The 21,040-nt window shown below is 36.2% G+C and carries 22 protein-coding genes and 1 riboswitch; of the genes, 18 read left to right on the top strand and 4 right to left on the bottom strand.

The window, feature by feature from the left end; all coding sequences use genetic code 11:
* The first annotated feature begins 60 nt into the window (after positions 1–60).
* The 15 genes from BMX24_RS00190 to BMX24_RS00120 all read left to right on the top strand — a co-directional run bounded on the left by BMX24_RS00190 (position 61) and on the right by BMX24_RS00120 (position 13,689).
* Positions 61–576: a DinB family protein gene (locus BMX24_RS00190; RefSeq protein WP_089789940.1), complete on the top strand. Its 516-nt coding sequence runs from the start codon at positions 61–63 to the stop codon at positions 574–576.
* A 107-nt stretch (positions 577–683) separates the two neighbouring features.
* Positions 684–1,109, top strand: a complete 426-nt coding sequence (gene arr / locus BMX24_RS00185) for an NAD(+)--rifampin ADP-ribosyltransferase (RefSeq protein ID WP_089789939.1) — start codon at positions 684–686, stop codon at positions 1,107–1,109.
* Between the two features lie 75 nt (positions 1,110–1,184).
* Positions 1,185–1,730, top strand: a complete 546-nt coding sequence (locus BMX24_RS00180; protein WP_089789937.1) for a dihydrofolate reductase family protein — start codon at positions 1,185–1,187, stop codon at positions 1,728–1,730.
* A 5-nt stretch (positions 1,731–1,735) separates the two neighbouring features.
* A complete protein-coding gene (locus BMX24_RS00175; protein ID WP_089789935.1) occupies positions 1,736–2,095 on the top strand; it encodes a DUF2200 domain-containing protein in 360 nt (119 codons plus the stop codon).
* Between the two features lie 214 nt (positions 2,096–2,309).
* Entirely contained in the window at positions 2,310–3,065 is a 756-nt protein-coding gene (locus tag BMX24_RS00170) for an SDR family oxidoreductase (protein ID WP_089789932.1), read from the top strand.
* 218 nt (positions 3,066–3,283) lie between these two features.
* Positions 3,284–3,634 carry a YciI family protein gene (locus BMX24_RS00165; protein WP_089789931.1) on the top strand — a complete coding sequence of 117 codons (351 nt, stop codon included), beginning with the start codon at positions 3,284–3,286 and terminating at the stop codon, positions 3,632–3,634.
* A gap of 21 nt (positions 3,635–3,655) precedes the next feature.
* A complete protein-coding gene (locus BMX24_RS00160) occupies positions 3,656–4,897 on the top strand; it encodes an RNA polymerase sigma factor (RefSeq protein ID WP_089789929.1) in 1,242 nt (413 codons plus the stop codon).
* A 163-nt stretch (positions 4,898–5,060) separates the two neighbouring features.
* Positions 5,061–5,501 (top strand): DUF1801 domain-containing protein, encoded by a 441-nt coding sequence (locus BMX24_RS00155; protein ID WP_089789926.1) that lies wholly within the window; start codon positions 5,061–5,063, stop codon positions 5,499–5,501.
* 139 nt (positions 5,502–5,640) lie between these two features.
* A riboswitch (FMN riboswitch) is annotated at positions 5,641–5,766 on the top strand.
* A 92-nt stretch (positions 5,767–5,858) separates the two neighbouring features.
* On the top strand, positions 5,859–6,509 hold the full coding sequence (gene ribB / locus BMX24_RS00150) for a 3,4-dihydroxy-2-butanone-4-phosphate synthase (RefSeq protein ID WP_089789924.1): 651 nt from the start codon (positions 5,859–5,861) through the stop codon (positions 6,507–6,509).
* A 197-nt stretch (positions 6,510–6,706) separates the two neighbouring features.
* Positions 6,707–7,711, top strand: coding sequence for a T9SS type A sorting domain-containing protein (locus BMX24_RS00145; RefSeq protein ID WP_089789922.1), 1,005 nt, complete (start codon positions 6,707–6,709; stop codon positions 7,709–7,711).
* A 354-nt stretch (positions 7,712–8,065) separates the two neighbouring features.
* On the top strand, positions 8,066–8,815 hold the full coding sequence (locus BMX24_RS00140; protein ID WP_089789920.1) for a DUF3575 domain-containing protein: 750 nt from the start codon (positions 8,066–8,068) through the stop codon (positions 8,813–8,815).
* Between the two features lie 106 nt (positions 8,816–8,921).
* The gene (locus BMX24_RS00135) at positions 8,922–9,599 is read left to right on the top strand and encodes a response regulator transcription factor (protein ID WP_089789918.1); all 678 of its coding nucleotides are present in this window, start codon (positions 8,922–8,924) and stop codon (positions 9,597–9,599) included.
* A complete protein-coding gene (locus BMX24_RS00130; protein ID WP_089789915.1) occupies positions 9,596–10,861 on the top strand; it encodes a sensor histidine kinase in 1,266 nt (421 codons plus the stop codon). Before BMX24_RS00135 ends, BMX24_RS00130 begins: the two co-directional genes overlap by 4 nt.
* Before the next feature lie 101 nt (positions 10,862–10,962).
* A complete protein-coding gene (locus BMX24_RS00125) occupies positions 10,963–12,375 on the top strand; it encodes a hypothetical protein (RefSeq protein WP_089789913.1) in 1,413 nt (470 codons plus the stop codon).
* Between the two features lie 21 nt (positions 12,376–12,396).
* Positions 12,397–13,689 carry an MFS transporter gene (locus tag BMX24_RS00120; RefSeq protein WP_089789911.1) on the top strand — a complete coding sequence of 431 codons (1,293 nt, stop codon included), beginning with the start codon at positions 12,397–12,399 and terminating at the stop codon, positions 13,687–13,689.
* Positions 13,690–13,749: 60 nt separating this feature from the next.
* Here BMX24_RS00120 and BMX24_RS00115 read toward each other — a convergent pair whose 3' ends face one another.
* Entirely contained in the window at positions 13,750–13,962 is a 213-nt protein-coding gene (locus BMX24_RS00115) for a hypothetical protein (RefSeq protein WP_089789909.1), read from the bottom strand.
* A 234-nt stretch (positions 13,963–14,196) separates the two neighbouring features.
* On the opposite strand from BMX24_RS00115, the gene BMX24_RS00110 reads away from it, so the two are divergent.
* The 3 genes from BMX24_RS00110 (at position 14,197) to BMX24_RS00100 (ending at position 17,966) form a co-directional block, all read left to right on the top strand.
* Positions 14,197–14,865, top strand: coding sequence for a DUF4919 domain-containing protein (locus BMX24_RS00110; RefSeq protein ID WP_228404611.1), 669 nt, complete (start codon positions 14,197–14,199; stop codon positions 14,863–14,865).
* Between the two features lie 42 nt (positions 14,866–14,907).
* Complete coding sequence (locus BMX24_RS00105) at positions 14,908–15,525, top strand: class I SAM-dependent methyltransferase (protein WP_170835629.1); 618 nt, start codon at positions 14,908–14,910, stop codon at positions 15,523–15,525.
* A gap of 80 nt (positions 15,526–15,605) precedes the next feature.
* Positions 15,606–17,966 (top strand): patatin-like phospholipase family protein, encoded by a 2,361-nt coding sequence (locus BMX24_RS00100; RefSeq protein WP_089789902.1) that lies wholly within the window; start codon positions 15,606–15,608, stop codon positions 17,964–17,966.
* A 96-nt stretch (positions 17,967–18,062) separates the two neighbouring features.
* Here the strand turns inward: BMX24_RS00100 and BMX24_RS00095 are convergent, their stop codons facing one another.
* From BMX24_RS00095 to BMX24_RS00085, 3 genes are all read right to left on the bottom strand, one after another.
* On the bottom strand, positions 18,063–19,823 hold the full coding sequence (locus tag BMX24_RS00095; protein WP_089789899.1) for an ABC transporter ATP-binding protein: 1,761 nt from the start codon (positions 19,821–19,823) through the stop codon (positions 18,063–18,065).
* A gap of 51 nt (positions 19,824–19,874) precedes the next feature.
* Positions 19,875–20,090, bottom strand: coding sequence for a hypothetical protein (locus tag BMX24_RS00090; RefSeq protein WP_089789897.1), 216 nt, complete (start codon positions 20,088–20,090; stop codon positions 19,875–19,877).
* Positions 20,091–20,232: 142 nt separating this feature from the next.
* Complete coding sequence (locus tag BMX24_RS00085; RefSeq protein WP_089789895.1) at positions 20,233–21,003, bottom strand: alpha/beta hydrolase; 771 nt, start codon at positions 21,001–21,003, stop codon at positions 20,233–20,235.
* Positions 21,004–21,040: the final 37 nt, after the last annotated feature.

Genomic DNA, 21,040 nt, shown 5'->3' with positions numbered 1-21,040 from the left:
TTAATCAAAATCAAAGACTTTTCATTAATTTTATAGCACCAAACTATAAAATATTTCACGATGAATCTAAAAACCCTAATCACCCACACCGTCCAATACAACAACTGGGTGGTCAACAAGTACATCGACTGGCTTTCCACAAAGTCTGATGAACAGCTGAATCAGGAAGTTATTTCAAGTTTTCCGACGATTTTGGCAACATTACACCACATCTGGCAGACCCAGGAATATTGGTGGAGCCACATTGCGGAAAATAATGATTTTAATTTTGCAGAAACCTCAGCAAAAACAACCAAAGACGAAATTTTCTCCGGAATAAAAAACAACTCGGAAAAACTCATGAAATACGTTGAAAGCCTTTCTGAAGAAGATCTCGCAAAAAATGTAAAAATCGAATCACAATGGTTTCAATGTGACTTTTCAAAGTACGAATACATCCAACACATCGTCATCCACGGAACGTATCATAGAGGACAGATCGTAACCATGGGACGAAACGTCGGAATCACCGATGCTCCAATGACAGATTATAATTTCTGGAACATCTATAAAGACGCAGATGTTGCTGTGAGTTAAATTATAAAATTAAATATATAAAACCGTTCTATTTCCAGAGCGGTTTTTCTATGTAAAAACAAATTCTTAAGTTTACAGGTTCCGAAAAACCCAAATACACACGCAAAATGGAAAATCAAAAAGACGAACAAATCCTGGACAACGGCCCATTCTACCACGGAACAAAAGCTGATCTGCAAATTGGTGACCTACTCACTGCCGGATTCGAATCGAATTATTATCCAGAAATAATCATGAATCACATCTATTTTACAGCTTTAAAAAACGGTGCCGGATTGGCTGCTGCGCTGGCAAAAGGAGATGGCGAGGAACGAATCTACATCGTGGAACCTATGGGACAATTCGAAAATGATCCCAATGTAACCGACAAAAAATTTCCGGGAAATCCCACCAGATCATACCGCAGCCAAGATCCCGTAAAAATCGTCGGTGAAATAACAGACTGGATAAAACTGACCGACGAAGAACTCCAAAGCTGGAAGGAAAGACTAGCCAAGATACGTGAGAATCCGGATGCGGAGATTATTAACTAGTTGATGGTTGCTTGTTGCTCGTTGACGGTTTTTAGTTGACGGTTAAAAAATTCATTATTCACATAACTCATTTATATGAAAAAAATAATTCTGGATCTCGCTACCACTTTAGACGGATTTATTGAAGGACCTAATGGTGAAATCGATTGGTGCATCATGGATGATGATATGGATTTTGATGGTTTTCTTTCAAGCATTGATACTATTTTTTATGGAAGAGTTAGCTACGACTCGTGGGGGAATTACCAACCCGGTGAAAATGCAGATCCGGAAGAAATCAAACTTTGGGAAGCTGTTCATTCAAAGGAAAAATTTGTATTTTCAAGTCAGAGCAGAGAAGATGAAAATGCAACTTTCATTCATTCAGATATTACAGAAAAAGTTGATGAAATCAAGAAGCAGGGCGGAAAAGACATCTGGCTCTACGGCGGCGCAAGTCTTATTAAAACTTTTATTCAGTTAAATTTAATCGATGTCTACAGAATTTCCGTTCATCCGATTGCTTTAGGAAACGGGAAACCTTTATTTGAAGATTTAAAAGAACGGTTACATTTAAAATTAATCAAAACAAACGTCTTCAAATCGGGAGTGGTACAGCTGATTTATGAACCTGAAAAATAAAAACAATGCAAAATAAAAATTTCGAAAGAGTATATAAAATGTCTTTTGCCGGAGTTTATCCGCATTATATTGAAAAAGCAGAAAAGAAAGGACGCACAAAGGAAGAAGTGCACGAAATTATTTTCTGGCTCACAGGGTACGATGAAAAAAGCTTTCAGGAAATCCTGGAAAACAAAACCAATTTCAAAGATTTTTTTGAAAACGCACCCAAAATCAATCCCAATGTTTCCCTGATAAAAGGAGTCATTTGCGGCTATCGCGTAGAAGAAATCGAAGATGAACTGATGAGAAATATCCGTTATCTGGATAAATTGATCGATGAATTAGCCAAAGGAAAATCCATGGATAAAATTCTGAGGAAATAGATTTTGTTTTGGTAGGAAGCTGGAGGTGGGAAGCTGGAAGTTTGACAAATACGCTGTTATATCTTGTTACGGTAACAACTTCCATCCTCCCTCCTCCAGCTTCCATCTTTTTCTTCCATCCTTTTCTCCCATCCTCAATTTTTTTTTCACATTTTTTGTCCAATCCCGGAAATCCGATTGTCATTACAGTATAAACCCATAAAAATTATACACAATGAAAATCACAGTAATCGGCGGTACAGGTCTTATCGGAAGCAAGCTTGTCAACAGCCTTAAAAATCTCGGACATGAGGTTTTGGCCGCTTCCCCGAACTCCGGAGTGAATACACTTACGGGAGAAGGGTTGGATCAGGCTCTTGAAAATGTAGACGTTGTTGTAGACGTTGCCAACTCCCCTTCTTTTGCCGATGACGATGTCATGAACTTCTTCAAAACATCGGGTGAAAACTTGATGAAAGCAGAGAAAAAAGCGGGTGTTAATCATCACATCGCACTTTCAGTTGTCGGCACGGAACGTTTGCAGGAAAGCGGATATTTCAGAGCAAAACAGGTGCAGGAAGACATTATTAAATCTGCAGGAATTCCTTACAGCATCGTGCATTCGACCCAATTTTTCGAATTTGTAGGCGGGATCGTTCACTCCAGTACGGTTGACCATCAAATTTTAGTTTCTCCAGCTCTTATCCAGCCAATCGCTTCAGATGATGTTGTAAAAGCAATGACGGAAGTTGTGATCGGTGAACCGAAAAATTCAACGGTAGAAATCGGCGGTCCGGACAAAATTAAATTATCCGATCTGGTAAAAAAATACACCGCGATCATGAAAAATCCTGACGAAGTGGTTGCAAGCCCGGAAGCAAAATACTTCGGCGCTCCTTTGAATGATGCTACTTTAATTCCGAAAGACGATGCAAAGCTGGGAACCATTCATTATGACGAGTGGATTTCCAACCCGGAAAATCAGAGATAATAATTTAATCATAAAAACAGCAGAAATAATTCCACATTTTTGTCATTCTGAAAGAATTTAAACAGAATAGATTAAAATTAATTTTAACTTTTTCAATGCTTCTACGGAACGACAAACAAGGCATAAAATCAAGCTAAATTTTATGGTTAAAAATGTAAATCAAGTTTACTAAATTTATACAATCCAATTACAATCATTAAAATTTTAAATCTAAAATCATGAACGAGTTTTTAATAGCAATACACAGAGATATTATTAATAAAGATGCTTCTCCTTCACCGGAACAGATGCAGGCTTCTATTCAGCCGTTTCAGGACTGGCTGGGAAGTATTGCAGCACAAAACAAACTGGTGGCTCCACCCAAAAGATGGGACCTTGGCGGAAGAGTGGTAAAAAGCGACACCGTAACCAACGGACCTTACGCAGAAATCAAAGAATCCATCGGCGGAATGTTCATTATCAGAGCCAATGATTATGACGAAGCTGTAGAAATTGCAAAAGGATGCCCGATTCTTCAATGGGGAGCAAGCGTGGAAGTAAGAATGGCGATTCCTCCTGTGACACAATAATTTTTTTTATATTTAAATTAAATGCACGAACAGGCATTAATACCAAATTTATTCCGGACAGAGTACAGGAAAATTGTTTCCGTGCTCTGTTCGACATTTGGTATCGACCATATCGAAATTGCCGAAGACATCGTGAGCGATACTTTTCTCACCGCCACAGAATCCTGGAGCATCAACGGAATCCCGGAAAATCCGACAGCCTGGCTCTACACAGTGGCAAAAAATAAGACCAAAAACCATTTAAAAAGGGATCAGCTATTTCAACAGAAAATCTCAACTGAAATAAAATACACCTCATCCAACACCGAAGAATTTGACATAGACCTTTCCCAGAAAAACATTATCGACAGCCAGCTTGCAATGATGTTTACCATCTGTAACCCATCTATTTCAAAGGAATCTCAAATTTCTTTAGCCTTACATTTACTCTGCGGATTCGGAACACAGGAAGTGGCCGACGCTTTTTTGGTGAATAAGGAAGTCGTTTATAAAAGATTAAAACGCGCCAAAGAAAAATTAAAAACAGAAGGCATAAAAATCGAGCAGCCTTCCGTATCACAGATCAATTCTAATTTACAGACGGTTCTTACAACGTTATATTTACTATTTTCTGAAGGGTATTATTCCACCTCTCAAAATGCTATTTTGCGAAAAGATCTATGCGAAGAAGCGATAAGACTTACTTCATTACTTCTCGAAAATCCCATGACCAATTCACCTTCTACGAACGCATTATTAGCCATGATGTATTTTCATTCGTCAAGGTTTAATGCAAGAATCAGTGAAAATGGCGAAAATATTTTATACGAAGAACAGGATGATACTTTATGGGATCATGCTTTAATTGGAAAAGGAATAAAATTTTTAAATCAAAGTGCTTTCGGAAATACCCTTACCAAATTTCACCTTGAAGCCGCCATTGCTTATTGGCACACCAAGAAAAAAGACACCGGTGAAAAATGGGAAAATATTTTACAGTTGTACAACCAGCTTTTACAAATCGAGTACTCTCCTATCGCTGCACTCAACCGTACTTTTGCCTTTGCGAAAGTGAGGGGAAAATCCGCTGCTATTTCTGAAGCCGAAAAACTCAATCTTATGGATAATCCTTTTTATTATTCGCTGTTGGGTCATCTTTATACGGATATCAATGATGTGAAAGCTATAGAAAATTTTGAAAAAGCATTGAAGCTTTCCAATTCGAGTTCGGTTTCCTGTACTTTGAAAAAATATATTGATCAGTTGACGGAAAAAAATCAATAATAATCTACAAAATTCGATGGAATAAGGATTACTGTAAGGTCAGCATTATCACTTGTTTTACTTTTGATTCTCAAATTTTTGATAATTAAATATAAACAATAAAGTATATTTTATTTTTACAAAAACAAAATATATCAAAGGGGTGTAAACAAAATCTAAAATCATGGCTAAAGCAAACAAAACCACAGAAACAGCAGTCAGTGTCACCGATTTTATTAATTCATATGTAGAAAAGGATGAAAAGAAAGCGGATAGTTTTGAGCTAATCAAGCTAATGAGCAAATGGTCAGGATTTGAACCTAAAATGTGGGGACCTACCATCATAGGATTCGGCGGCTATCATTACAAATATGCAAGCGGACATGAAGGTGATGCTCCAATCATCGGCTTTTCACCGCGCAAAGCAGAGTTTTCACTGTACGTCTATTCGCCAACCGAAGAAAGTAAACCATTATTAGATGATCTCGGAAAATTTAAAATGGGTAAAGCCTGTATCTACATCAAAAAATTGTCTGATATTAATATTGATGTTTTAGAAAAAATCTGTACCCTTTCGATTGCATATATCAATGAAAATCATGAGTGTGCCTGCAGAGAAAAATAATGTCAGGGATATTTATAAAAATTAATAAATTCTTCTTCATTCCAAAAAACTTCCCGAAATTTGTCGTCTGTACGTTAAATAAAAATCAATGAATTAAAAATTTAAATTAAAACAGAAACATACAGTAAAACTTAGTATAAGTTTTCTTCGGGGCAGGGTGAAATTCCCTACCGGCGGTTACAGTCCGCGACTCCTTTCTTTTGAAGGGACTGATTTGGTGGAATTCCAAAACCGACAGTTAAAGTCTGGATGGGAGAAGAAAATGGAGCAATCAGTGAGACTATTTCGATGGACTCATTGTGTTGTATTTCATTTCCATGTACCGAAGTGTATTTTAACTTTCAAAAGTAAAATAACATGGAAAAATTAATTGAAAAATTCGGAGCCACTCCGAAAGAACGTGTAGAGAAAGCACTTTTAACACTACAACAAGGCAAAGGCATCCTGCTGGTAGACGATGAAAACCGTGAAAACGAAGGCGACATCATCTTTCCTGCCTCCACCATTACAGAAAAAGACATGGCACTTTTAATCCGCGAATGCAGCGGAATCGTTTGCCTGTGCATTTCGGAAGAGAAAAGCAGACACCTGAACCTTCGTCCCATGGTGGAAACCAACAATTCTAAAAACCAGACCGCATTTACCATTTCCATCGAAGCCAAAGAAGGCGTCGAGTCGGGAGTTTCTGCCAAAGACCGTGTAACAACGATCAGAACGGCGGTTGCAGAAAATGCAAAAGCCGAACACATTGCAAGTCCGGGACACGTGTTTCCTTTAGTGGCAAAAAAAGACGGTGTTTTCGAAAGACGCGGACATACGGAAGGAAGTGTAGACCTCATAAAAATGGCCAACCTCGGTGAAGATGCCGTACTTTGTGAACTTACCAACGAAGACGGAACAATGGCCAGATTGCCAGAGATCGTAGATTTTGCAGAGAAAAAAGCAATGACCGTCGTGACGATTGAAGATATTTATTCTTATCGCAAAATGATGATCAGCCAGAATTAAGTTTTTTGGCTGGAAGATAGATGCAGGAAGTTTTACCAATAATGAACTTCCGGCTTCATGACCTCAAATAAAATATTTAACGTACAGAATAACCGTTCATTTTTTTGAGCGGTTTTTTATTTTTTATTAATCTCTAGCTTGTAAAGAAAATCCATTTAAGTATCAGATTTTAAGTATCTTTAGCTAAATTTTTATACATGAAACGAATTCTATTTTCTATGCTGGCGGCCTCTGGCTTATGCACAGCTCAAACTACTATTACCAAAGCATTTAATGATCCTGTTGCAGGCGAAACGGTGAACAATGTTACCATCAACGGAACGGTAGATAATTCTGCTACGGGAGCCAATACAACCTTCAACAATGCTTCTTTGACACAAGGTGCTGCAGCTACTACAACCTATTCAACTCCGACGACGGGTGATGTGACTACATTTCCAAGCTCTACATTAAAAATGGTTTCTTCAGGAAATACTTTTATGTACAAGCAGTCGACTTCAAAACTTGAAATCACAGGGCTTATCACTCCCGATGCGACCCTTAATCTGTCTGCAAACAACGGAACTTTCATTTCCTATCCTGCCGCTTTCGGATATACGGAAACAGATCAGGCACAGGGAACATTTACTTCTACCACAGCCAACGGCTTATGCAAAGGAACCATCAATGTTTCAGCAGATGCTTCCGGAACATTGATTCTCGGGTCTTCAACGTATCCGAATGTACTCAGAATTAAATCCGTTCAGAATTTTAGTCTTTATTTACCCAACGATACCACTTTTATGTTCCCGATCGGAACCATCGTCAATACCGCTTATTCGTACTATGACAGTGCGCATAAATTTCCTTTACTGAGCACGACTCAGGTTATCATCAACGTTCCTTTGGCGGGAATCAACAACCAGACAACCAACGGAGCACAGGCTTTGAATCTTACAACGTTATCAACGGGAGATCTTACTGCCAGAAAAAAAGGATTGAAAATTTATCCTAATCCGGCGCAGGATTTTATCGAATTTAAAGGGAAAACGGAAAATTATTCAACAGCGAAAATTTATAGCTTAGATGGAAAATTAATCAAAACATCTGACGTAAAAGCAGGAAAGGTACAGATTTCAGAACTTCCGCCTGCCGCTTATTTCATCGAAGTTTCAGCAAAGGATAATAAAAAACCGGAAGCTTCAAAATTCATTAAAAAATAATTTATATTTTAATTCATATTTCAAATCCGCCGGAAATTTCTGAGCGGATTTTTTATTGAACTTAGCCTTTATTTTAACCACAAAAGATGTAAAACATTAGTTATTGATTTTTATTCTTTTGCAGGTTTTTTTTAAATAGCTCAACTTTAAATAGCTCAGTAATATCTTTTGTTTTTGTGGTTAAATTTTCAATGAGTTTAAAAAGAATTATTGTGAAAATTTTAAACATTTTAATCATAATCATGAATTGTATTTTAATTATCAATCATAAATAAAAATTAAGTTTATACCTCAACGATTTTTTGCCCGTTTTTTGCTTTCATCAAAATACCACCAATCTTAAAATATAAAATCATGAAAAAATATCTCATTTTACTTCCTTGTTTTATTTTTTCTCAAATAAACGCACAGGAACCAGCCGCTGTTTCTTCGGACAAAATGAATATTGTAAAAACCAACGTTACAGCTTATGCATTCAGAAATATCAATCTTTCTTATGAAAGAGCTTTTACAAAATGGCTTTCCGTCAATATGAGTTTTGGAGCCATGCCGGAAGGAAAAGTACCTTTTATCAATTCTTTTTTAAGTGACGAAGATGAAAGAAGATTTCAGAATCTTGAAGTGAAGGTATTTAATTTTACCATAGAACCCCGGTTTTATCTCGGAGCGGGGTATGGAAAAGGATTTTATGTAGCGCCTTATTACCGATATTCAAAAATTACTTCCAATACTTTTGATTTTTATTATGATTATAATTTCAGCGGGACAACTTACCAGATTCCATTGAAAGGTTTCGGAAATGCCAATGGAAACAGTGGTGGGGTGATGGTTGGCGTACAGTTTTTCCTTACCAGCAAGCAAAATTTAGTCTTAGATTTATGGATTGCGGGTGCCCATTACGGAGCAGGAAAAGGAGATTTCACGATGACCAGTGATGTGGTTCTCACACCTGATATGCAGGCTCAGCTGAAACAGGAAATAGAAAATCTCGACATTCCTTTTGTGAATTATACCGTTGAAACCAATGCGAATGGAGCCAGAATATTGATTGACGGGCCTTGGATTGGCTTTAGAAGCGGACTTTCATTAGGTTTTAGGTTTTAAAAATTAAACTATAATTCGTTTTTTTTTAATTTAAACGTGTTTCATTGTATTCAATCTGTTTTTTGTATTTTGGCTACAATAAATATGGAAAAAAACCGAATTCAAAATGAAACTTCTTGTTATAGAAGATCATAAAGATCTTTTAGATACGGTTATAATCTACTTTAAAAAAGAAGATTATATCTGCGAAACCGCTTCCGACACGCGAGAAGCTTTAGAAAAAATTGAACTTTTCGAATACGACTGCATTCTTCTGGATCTTATGCTTCCCGATGGCAACGGACTTGAAATTTTAAGACATATTAAAAGCTATTCTCCGGAAACCAGCGTTATCATTGTTTCCGCCAAAAATTCTCTCGATCACAAACTGACCGGGCTGGATGACGGCGCAGATGATTATATGACGAAACCTTTTTCATTACCCGAGCTTCATTCCCGGATAAAGGCAGTTCTCAGAAGAAAAATGCCTGAAAACAATCGGTTTTTAAATTTTAATGAAATACATATTGATCTTCAGTCTAAAGAATGTAAAATAAACAACAACATCCTCAATCTTACCAAAAAAGAACTCAATCTGCTGATTTATTTTATTAACAATCAGAACAGAATGCTGTCTAAACAGTCTATTGCAAGCCATCTTTGGGGAGATTACACCTACAGTATGGATAATGTGGATTTTGTCTATCAGCATCTGAAAAATATCCGCAAAAAAATCACCGATGCAGGCTGTAAAGATTACCTTCAAACCGTGTATGGACTGGGATACAAATGGATTGACAGATGAATCTGAGTTTGCGTTTTGCCCGGTCTTTCACCATTCTTGTTTTGTTTGTGCTTCTCACAGGCTTTGGAATTCTCTATTTTGCCTTCGAAAGGGCGACAATGCGTTCTGCGATCCTCAAGCTGGAAGACCTCAACAACTATGTCACAAAAAAACTGGAACAAAATCCCAACTACGACTTTCTGAAATTTCATCACCGACAGACACAGGTGAAAATTCTTCCGGGTTCCGCTCCTGAAAAAGAAAAAATTATTGAAGAAAAATATATCTGGAATAAAAGTATACAGTCTTACATCAACAAAATTTCCGTAACCACCTATCCTATTATTCATCACAGAAAATATTCGATTACGAGTGTACGGTATATTACTGTCATCGAAAACCGTTTTCTCATGAGCCTTCTGATGGTTCTTGCCTGGATTATGGTTTTTCTGATTATTTTAACCATCATTTTAAGCGTACTGATCTCAAAAAATATCCTGGAACCTTTCTATCAGGCTTTGGATGAGATTAAAAAATTCAGTTTAAAGGATAACCGTCCGATGAATCTGATGAAAACGGATACCCAGGAATTTCAGGAGATGAATAAATTCCTGATCACCATGTCTGAAAGTTCGAAAAAAGATTATCATCTTCTTGAAGAGTTGTCCGAAAACACTTCTCACGAGCTCCAGACTCCCCTTGCTTCCATCAAAGGAAAAATAGAACTGCTTATGGAACATGATCTTTCCGAAAACCAACTCTCAGTCTTATGTTCGATGAATGATGAAATCGACAGGTTATCATCCATCAACCAATCATTGATCCTTCTTGCGAAACTTGAACATTTTGAAAAAAGTGATTCTGCTTATATCAATTTATCGGAATTATTAGAAGAAAGGATCAGTTATTTTGAAGATATTATTGAGCTGCAAAATATTACTTTAGTAAAAGAAATTCAGGAAAATGTTTTTATTAATTTTGATAAAAATCTGGCTTGTATTGTCATTAATAATCTCATCAGCAATTCTGAAAGGCATAATATCAGAAACGGAAAAATTTTCATACAACTTACCGATAATCATCTTTATATTTCAAATACAGGAAATATTCCTACAATTTCTTCCGAAGAATTATTTCAAAGATTCAAGCGTGGAAATCCCGATCAGAACTCGATCGGCATAGGATTGTCGCTCGTGAAGAAGATTTTGGAAATTTACAATCATGAAATTTCTTATCAGTTTAATAATAATCTGCATACTTTCAGCATGAAATTTAAAAATTAAATAACTAAAAATCAATAATTTAAAAACAATAATCGAATTTAGTTCAAAACTTCAAAATTTCTTCAGAATTTATTAATTGTTTAGGTGCTGTAAAGAAACCTATGAGAAAATTATTTTTAATTCTGACGCTTATATTTTTACAATATACTCAGGCTCAAGACAGTATCAAGGTTGAAAAAAAGACAGAAGATATGCCTAAAGAAAAGAATCCTTTAGATATCGGAGAACTTAAAATCAACCTCAACCCCGAAAAAGACAAATGGCTGAAATTCACTATTTCCAGCCAGATATGGCTCCGCAGTATTGATAATAATCCCGGAACCTTGGTAAACGGAGTCGCTCAGGAACACACGTACGATGCAGGAATCAGAAGAATGAGGCTTATCATGCAAAGTCAGCTGACGCCTTTTTATTCTATATTTTTGCAGATGGGAATTAATAACCAGAACTTCAATTCCGGCGGCGGAACAGGAACCGGAGCCAGTGGAGCAGGAAAAAAAGCACCTTTTTTCTTTCATGATGCATACAACGAATTGGCCATTATTCCCAGAAATAATTTCCAGACCGGAAAGCCTAATAAGAACAATATTTACATCGGAGCCGGGCTTCACTCCTGGAACGGTGTAAGCAGAATGACCAATGCGAGTACGACCAAAATGCTTGCTGCAGATATTCCGGTTTTTAATTTTCCTACGATAGAAATTGCAGATCAGTTTGCCCGACAGTTGGGAGTATTTGTACATGGTGAATTTGACAGGCTGAATTACCGTTTCAGCATCAACAAACCATTTGCTACCAAAACTACCCCTGCAGTCGGAGGTCCGGCTGTGGATAATAACCAAAGCGGGAAACTGTCTTTTGCAGGATATGCTTACTATCAGTTTTTCGAAAAAGAAGTTACCGCTACTTCTTTTTTAGCTGGAAATAACCTCGCTTCCAAAAAAATTCTTAATCTTGGAGCCGGCTTTTACACCAATAAAGATGCAACGCAAACCCAGCCTTCAGAGAATGTTTTTGAATCTCATAACACCAATATTTTTGGAGCAGATGTCTATTCTGAAATTCCGCTGGGAGAAAAAAGAAAAGAAATGGGACTCACCTTATATTCGGTATTTTACAATTATAATTTTGGTCCTGATTATCTAAGAATAAGCGGAATAATGAATCCCGGAACTCCTGATCCTGATTTTAAGGGACAAAAAATGATAGAAGGCGCCGGAAACAACCGGGTTTTGATGGGTACCGGAAATATCTGGTTCTCTCAGATCGGTTTTGTTATTCCAAAATTCAGTAAGATTTTGAAAATTCAGCCTTATTTTAATTATGCTTTAAAAGACATGAGAGCTTTAAACCAGACAGGAAGTTATTACGATGTCGGAGCCAATTTTTATTTGTATGGTCAAAATGCAAGAATTGTCGCTCAATACAGCAGCAGACCTCTATATGACATCTCTTCTAAAAGAATTTCTGACAGAAAAGGCGAATTTTTATTATCTCTTCAAATAGTACTTTAAAAAAATTAATATATTACCCCTATGAATACAACGCACATTACCACTGCCCAAAGGATAAAAGCCATTGTCGGCGGCTCTATAGGAAATCTTGTAGAATGGTATGACTGGTATGCTTATGCTGCATTTTCCATTTATTTTTCACATTCGTTTTTCCCGGATTCTGATCTCAATGCACAATTGATGAATACAGCCGGAATATTTGCGGTCGGCTTCCTGATGCGTCCGATCGGAGGATGGATGTTTGGAAGTATTGCCGATAAAGTCGGGAGAAAAAGAGCTATGACGCTTTCGGTTTTACTGATGTCATTCGGTTCGTTGCTCATTGCTCTTACTCCAACTTACGATACGATCGGGATTTTGGCTCCATTGCTGCTTCTTGTTGCAAGGCTTTTACAGGGATTAAGTGTTGGTGGGGAATATGGAGTTTCTGCGACTTACCTCAGCGAAATGGCCACCTCAGACCGGAGAGGTTTTTATTCCAGTTTTCAATATGTGACATTAATTGGCGGCCAGCTTACGGCTCTTGGTATTCAGCTTATTTTACAAAAATTATTGCTTACGGAAACCCAGCTGGAAACCTGGGGATGGAGAATTCCTTTCGTCATTGGTGCCATTCTTTCTGTGGTTGCTCTGTATTTAAGATCCAGTTTACATGAAACAGAGGCTTTTGAAGGAAATGAAGATGTAAAAAAAGAGAGAAAAGGAAGCATAAAAGAATTATTAAAACATCCTAAAGCTTTATTGACTGTTGTCGGGCTGACTCTAGGAGGAACACTGGCGTTTTACACCTACACTACATATATGCAGAAATTTTTGGTGAATACGGTTCATCTTACAAAAGAACAGTCGACCCTGCTTTCATTTATTTCCTTATTTATTTTTGCTTGTCTGCAGCCTGTTTTTGGTGCATTATCCGATAAAATAGGAAGAAGACCTTTGCTTTTATGTTTCGGGATTCTGGGAACAGCTTTCACCTATCCCCTTCTGAATGCATTAAGTACAACAACCTCGATGTGGGGAGCTTTCTTTTTGATCATGTCTGCTTTGATTATTGTGAGTGGCTATACCTCCATTAATGCCGTTGTAAAAGCCGAACTTTTCCCTTCCGAAGTAAGAGCTTTAGGCGTTGGATTACCTTATGCCCTTACGGTTGCGATTTTTGGAGGAACAGCTGAATATGTTGCCCTTTGGTTTAAACAGGCTAATGTAGAGCACTATTTTTACTGGTACATTACAATTTGTATTTTCTTTTCGTTTCTGGTGTATGCAAGAATGAAAGATACGAAAGAAACATCGACACTGGATAAAGATTGATCTTTATTGATGATATATAAAAGACCCGCGGCTCAGATTCTCTGAGCCGCGGGTTCTATTTTAATGATAGGCTTGCCTGAATTTTTCAAGAATATTGTCCAGATTATGTCGCTGAACATATACACTTTTTACATCATGATATCTCGGTGATTTGTAAAATACTTCGTGGAAATCCATACTCCCGTTCCCCACTTTCACTACTTTCTGTACTTCGATATTCAACTTTCTCAATTCGTCTTTAAAAACTTGAAATTCATCTTGGATATTCTTCATCTATATTGTTGGATTTAATAAAAATTAATGATTTATTTATCAAACACCCTACCATTTTTTAGGGGTAGTGTTTAAATTCTGATTAAAGTTAATAAATTTATTAATATAAACATAACATTCTGTTAACATTTTATTCATTTATTTGAAAATACTAAATTGATTTTGCAATATTTATACGTATTCCGTACTTTTTACGTTTATAAAAAATTATAATAAACTATTGAAACCATGACTATGAGAACATTTTTTGTAGTAATAATGTTGGGCTTGTTTAATATTTTACAGGCTCAAAAACCGGAATTCAAGGCACCGGATTATGATGCCATTCAAAAAAATATTGAAGACAAAAATTCTGAATTTTATTACCCGAATCTTTTAAAGAAATTAAAGGCAAGCGATACACTAATCACGGGAGACCAATATCGACATTTGTATTTTGGACAGACTTTCCAGAAAAATTATTCACCTTATAAAACGGGGAAAAACTTTGAGGAAATGTCAAAATTTTATCGCGGTGAAAACATTACAGATAAAGATCTTCCAAGAGGGCTGAAGCTTTTCCGTGAAGCACTGGAAGAAAATCCGCTGGATCTTCGAGCCATGAATTATCTGGCGTATCTGTATCATTTAACCAAAGATGAAGCGATGGCCAAGAAAACTTCAATTAATTTCCACGGATTGCTGGGTGCTATTCTCAGTTCCGGCGACGGATTAAAATGCGAAACGGGCTTCCATGTCATTTCCGTTTCCCATGAATATGTTTTGATGAATATGTTCGAATTGGAATCCCAGGCCCAAAGCTATGACGGAAAATGTGATTATCAGAAATTTGAAAAGGATAAATATAAAATTCCGGGGCTATATTTTAATGTGAGTAAACTTTATGGGAGAATGTTCGATTAATAAGGTTAAAATTTTAAATTAGCTTTTTTAATTATTTCTAAAATGACCAACAAAAACCATTGGGAAAACGTCTATGAAACCAAAAATCCGGATCAGGTAAGCTGGACACAGAAAAAACCTCAGACTTCCTTAGATTTTATCCATTCTTTTGGATTGAAAAAAGATGCGAAAATTATTGATATCGGCGGCGGTGACGGCAATCTTGTCGATTTCCTTTTAGAAGAAGGTTTTGAAAATATTACCGTTCTTGATATTTCTGCAAAAGCATTAGAAAAAGCAAAAAAAAGACTGGGCAAAAAAGCTGAAAAAGTACAGTGGATCACTACAGACATCACAGAATTCGCGCCAACTGAAACCTATGATATCTGGCATGACAGAGCGGCTTTTCATTTTCTGACAACACCGGAACAGATTTCAAAATACCTTGAAATTGCGAAAAAAAGCATCAATAAGTTCATGATTTTAGGAACTTTTTCAAAAAACGGACCTACAAAATGCAGCGGACTGGAAATCAAACAATACGATGAAGAAACTATGAGCAGTCAGTTTCATGAAAATTTTGAGAAAATCAATTGTATTATAGAAGATCATACAACACCTTTTGATACAACACAGAATTTTATTTTTTGTGCATTCAAGAAACTATTTCCCGATAAATGATTATGTAAATAAAAGTTAAATAAGGACTGATTAAAAAACTCTTTATCAGATTTCCTTATATTTGCAAAAACACACAAATAATGAAAAAAATTTTCACCATTTTGTCATTGATAATGACAATTACGTTACTGTATTCGCAAGATTCAATAAAAATTCATTCCTCTCTTATTACAAAAGACACAAAATTCGGTCTCGCATTAAGCGGTGGCGGTGCAAAAGGTTTTGCCCATATTGGAATTCTCAAGATGTTGGATTCTTTAAAAATAAAAGTAGATTATATTACCGGAACCAGTATGGGTGGGATTTTAGGAGGTTTGTATGGGATGGGATATAGCGGAAACGAATTAAAAAAAATGGTTTATTCTACAGACTGGAAAAGGGTTTTAAGCAACAAAATTCCCTACAATAAAGTGAACATCAGTGAAAAAGACGAGTATAATAAATACATTATGGAGTTTCCGGTCATTGATGGTTTGCCTACGTTACCGGGATCTTATATTGAAGGTCAATATATGTCGGAAGTCCTTAACACACTTACCTTTCCGGCGAAGCATATTAATGATTTCAGTAAACTCCGTATTCCCGTAGAGCTTACCTCTTCTGATATTATCAACGGAGGCCTAGTAATGCAAAAAAAAGGTTCGCTTGCATTGGCCATACGTTCGACACTGGCAATTCCAGCAGCTTTTGCTCCGGTTTATATCGATGGAAAACTGCTTGTAGATGGTGGCTTAGATCGCAACTTCCCCGTTCAGGAGGTTAAAGATATGGGAGCCAATTACATTATTGGAGGATATACGGGATTCAGGCTTTTTACAAAAAAAGAAATTGAAAATCCTATGAAAATGATTTACCAGACCCATGCATTTCATTCTGTACAGGATTATAATCAACAGAAGAAAATGTCTGACATTTTAGTAGATTTTGTAACTCCTCTCAATAAGTATACTACAAAAGATTTTAAAAACTATAAAGAAATCATTAAAATCGGTGAACAAGAAGCTAAAAAACATCTCCCCGAATTTATTGCTTTAGCCAATGAACAGCATAAGCTGGGAATTATTTATGATCATCAATTAATTGAAGAAATAAAGAAACCAACTGTAAAATTCACTTATAGTGAAGATAACGGCACTCCTATAAATAATACTGCTGAAATAGAAACTATTAACAATTTAATGGGTTTGAAAAAAGGAGTATATTATGATGCAAAAACAGTAAATGAAGCTATTGACAGGGTTTTTGGGATGAGGCATTATGAAAAAGTCTATTATACCTATACAGATTCTGATGATGGATTGATCATGAATATTTTTGTAAAAAGAGTAAATCCGGCTGCTTTTAAATTGGCATTACATTATGACAACGAGCAATCTGTAGGAATTATCGTAAATTATACGTATCGAAATCTTGAAAAAAGATTCCGTGCTTTGGCTACTCTGGATATTTCCGAACACTTTAAAGGACGACTGCAGTTTCAGAAATTTCTGGGAAATACTTCCCATTGGTGGATCAGCGCTGAAGGAAATACCTCTCAATTGAAAAGCAATGATTTTATCCTTCGATTAATAAACAGTGATGATGATAATGTGAGCTTGTCCGACAATTATATTTACAGAAATATTAATTTTAATACAGCGATTAATTATACTATCAATCCCAATGCGATGATTTCATCAGGAATAGAATATAATATCGAAAAAATCAATCATTCTGTAGACAAAATCGGCCAGTTCATTACGGGAAATTTTGATAATAAAGTATATCAGCATAATGATTTTAACCTATTTTTAAAATTCAACCAGAACAGTCTGAATGAAAAATATTATCCGACTTCCGGGAATAATCTACAAATTATTTCTAAATATTATTTTGGAAATAAATATAATTTATATGATCTAGAAAATACACAACCCTCACTTTATCAATACCTAAACCCATCTGAGCGTTATTATTCTGCATCTAAAAATATGATAAGTTTAATTGTCAATGAAAATTATGTTTTTCCAATCTTTAAAAAGCTATCAGTAAAGGCAAATGTATTTTTAGGAACTCACTTCTCATTTACACCTCAAGTGGAAAATCAGACACCTTATCTTTTTCTCAATCAGAAATTTTATCTTGGAGGAAGTGAGTATAATTTCAATGGAAACAATCCCGAATTCAACGGTTTCAGACAAAAGGAAGCGCCCATAAACTCTTTAGCTAAACTAGGAATTGACTTTCAATACAATATCTACAAAAAGTTTTACCTTACTCCATCTTTTCATTATGGAATGGGAAGCTATTACCTCACTCCTTTCAAAGAAAGTATTAACATCTTCAGTTATGGTCTTAATCTTGGCTATCAATCTGTCTTAGGACCTATTAATATTAATGTCTCAAAAAATGATGTCATTAATTTATGGAGAGTATATTTTAGTATCGGTTTTAAATTTTAATTGTATAATAAAAAAGAACAGGCAATATATTTTTGCCTGTTCTTTTATTATTAAAGAAATTTTTATCACACCAAATTCGGAATACTTAAAATTATACTATGATTTTCTTTCCTCTTCTTCCATTTCCACCTCGTGTCTCAGCTGGGCTTTGTACAATGTTGCGTAATATCCGTTTTTGTCCAGAAGCTCCAGATGCTTGCCTTCTTCAACGATTTTTCCGTGTTCCATAACGATAATTTTATCGGCCTTTTCAATGGTGGAAAGTCTGTGTGCGATGATGATCGAGGTTCTGTTTTTGGTAATTTTTTCGGTTGCTCTCTGAATCAATTTTTCACTTTCATGGTCAATCGAAGAAGTTGCCTCATCAAGAATTAAAATCTTAGGATCTGATAAATAGGCTCTTAAAAACGACAATAACTGTCTCTGCCCCAAAGAAATCGACGAACCTCTTTCGCTCACAACATAATCGTAACCTCCGGGAAGGCTTTCAATGAATTCATCTACCTCAATTTCTTTTGCTCCCGCCTTTATTTTATCTAAAGTAATGGTTTCATCACCAAACGCCAGGTTTTCAAAAATACTTCCGTGGAAGAGGAAAACATCCTGCAGCACCACTCCGATATGGCTTCTCAGGCAATACAATTCATAATCTTTCAGATCTACATCATCAATTAAAATTTTCCCTGAATTAATATCATACAATCTGGTAATCAAACTGATAATCGTAGATTTTCCGGCTCCGGTTGCTCCAACAATTGCTACGGTTTCTCCCGGATTTACTTTAAAATCAATTCCTTTCAGTACTTCCTGCTTCTCATCATAAGCAAAATGCACGTTCTGGAACTCAATTTTTCCGTCAAAGTGATCTTTTTGCACTTTTCCGGTATTCGGCATCGAATTTTCTTCATCCATTAAGCCTAAAACTCTTTCCGCACCCACAATACCACGCTGGATATTGTTGAATCTGTCGGCAATTTGTCTCAAAGGGCGAATCAACATCGAAATATATTGAATAAAAGCAATGACAACCCCTGCTTTAATCGTTGTATAACTTCCATAAAACAGGATAAAACCGATGAAAAGAGAAGAAATTAATTCTACCACAGGAAAAAACAGTGAGAAGATGAAAACCGTTCTCAACAAAGCGTCTTTTAAGGTAATATTAATATCATCAAACTTTTTAAACTCAGAATTCTGCCTGTTGAACACCTGAATTATCGGCATTCCCGCCAGCCTTTCCTGAACAAATGAGTTTTGATTGGCCGTCCACGTTCTTTCGTCTCCAAATGCTTTTTTCAGTCTTTTCTGGAAAAATCTCGTAATCACCACCATCAGCGGCAAAATCGCCAGTGTAATATAACTCAGGTGAACATTCGTAATGAACATCATCACCAATACGAAAATAATTCTCAAAATATCTCCGAAAACCATCAGAAAACCGTCTGTATACACCGTTGCAATGGTTTCTACATCACCAACCGCTCTTGTTACCAGCTGCCCGATCGGAGTTTTATCAAAAAAAGAAGTTTTAAAATAAATAAGCTTGTTATAAAGTCTTTCTCTAATGTCCCGGATTACATTTTGGGAAATATAATTGGAAAAATACACCAGAAAAAAATTCAGGACCGTTTCCGCAAACACCAGACCTACCAACAAGTAGATATGCTTCATCATCAGCGCTTTATCTTTCAGCCCTGTGATGTCATTATCCACAACCTGCATAGTAAGATAAGGCCTGTAGGTAGAAACTATGGCCAGTATGATGGAGATGATCAGCGTAATGACGAACCAAGAACGAAACTTCATTCCGATAAAGAACAGCCTCTTGATAATTCCCCAGGTATCTTGTTTTTTCATTGTACGAATTGAAGAAAGAATTAAAATAAAATTCTCTGCAAAAATAAGACTTTATAATTTCCCAGCCTTTACAACTTCATGAATTCCTGATGAAAAATTCAGATCGGTATTATTTATGGTATAGATGATTTTTCCGGTTTTAATTGAATAAGTTCTTGCTTCTAATTTTTTCAGGAGCTTTTTCCAGCTTTCCGCACTCGCTATTTTATGGGTTTTCGGGGGCTGCGGCTTTGCCGCAGCCCCCGAAAACCCATAAAATGAGCTCAAACAAATGCTGCAATCTGGGCTAGGGTCGCAGTCGTTCTTTTAAATCTTCGTCTTTCCTCAACTAAACCTTAAAGGTTTGATTAAATAAAAAAGAGACCAACTCCCCAAGCCGTCTCTTTTTCAATGTGTATGTAAATGTATATTAATTTACTTTTTTAATCCAATCCAAAACATATCCCGCAACCTCTTCCCAATTTTTTTCACCAGCGATAAAGTGGCTTCTTCCGGGAAACTCTTTAAAATCAACAATGCTGTTTTTGTCTTTGTAAGCTCCGGCAATTTTTCTTGAAAAATTGGCAGCAAAAATATGATCTCTTTCACCCGCAATGAAAAGCAAGGGCTCGTGAGGTTTTTGCAAATCCAGCTTTGCAGAAGATTTGAATAGCGGATCTCTTGCCAATTTTCTGCTTTCGGGTGCAGCAATGGTTTCATATAATTTGTCACTTTCCTCTTTAGAATAATTATTGAAAAAAGCTTTGTGATACCATTCTTTTGACCCCATAAATACGGTATTTCCTTTAAAGAAATTCACCACCGGCCAAACGATTTTCACGGTGGAAAAGGGAGCCATCACATTTTTTGGAGGAGCGCCGTCGATGCTTACTCCGGCAACAGCTTTTCCCATATCAATCAGTTTCTGAACCATCAATCCACCAAATGAATGCCCGATAATAATAGGTTTTTCAGGAAGTGTATCAATAAATCTTGATAAATGATCTACCACATCATCAAATCCCACATCTTTCAAATCTGCCGGAAAATTCTTTTTCAGATCTCTAGGATCTCCGTTGTGTCCCGGATTAGCAGGTGTGTGTACGGTGTAGCCCTGAGCTTCAAAATAAGTTTTCCATTCTTTCCAGCTTGTATTGTTCACAAATAATCCATGAATTAATACGATAGTGTTTGTTTTCATAACTTTTATTTTTATTGGTTTTAAATTATGAGACAAA

This window comes from Chryseobacterium wanjuense, assembly GCF_900111495.1.
In the GTDB taxonomy this organism is placed as follows: Bacteria; Bacteroidota; Bacteroidia; order Flavobacteriales; family Weeksellaceae; genus Chryseobacterium; species Chryseobacterium wanjuense.
The sequence above is the reverse complement of the archived record's forward strand: the minus strand, read 5'-3'. Positions and strand labels throughout refer to the sequence as shown.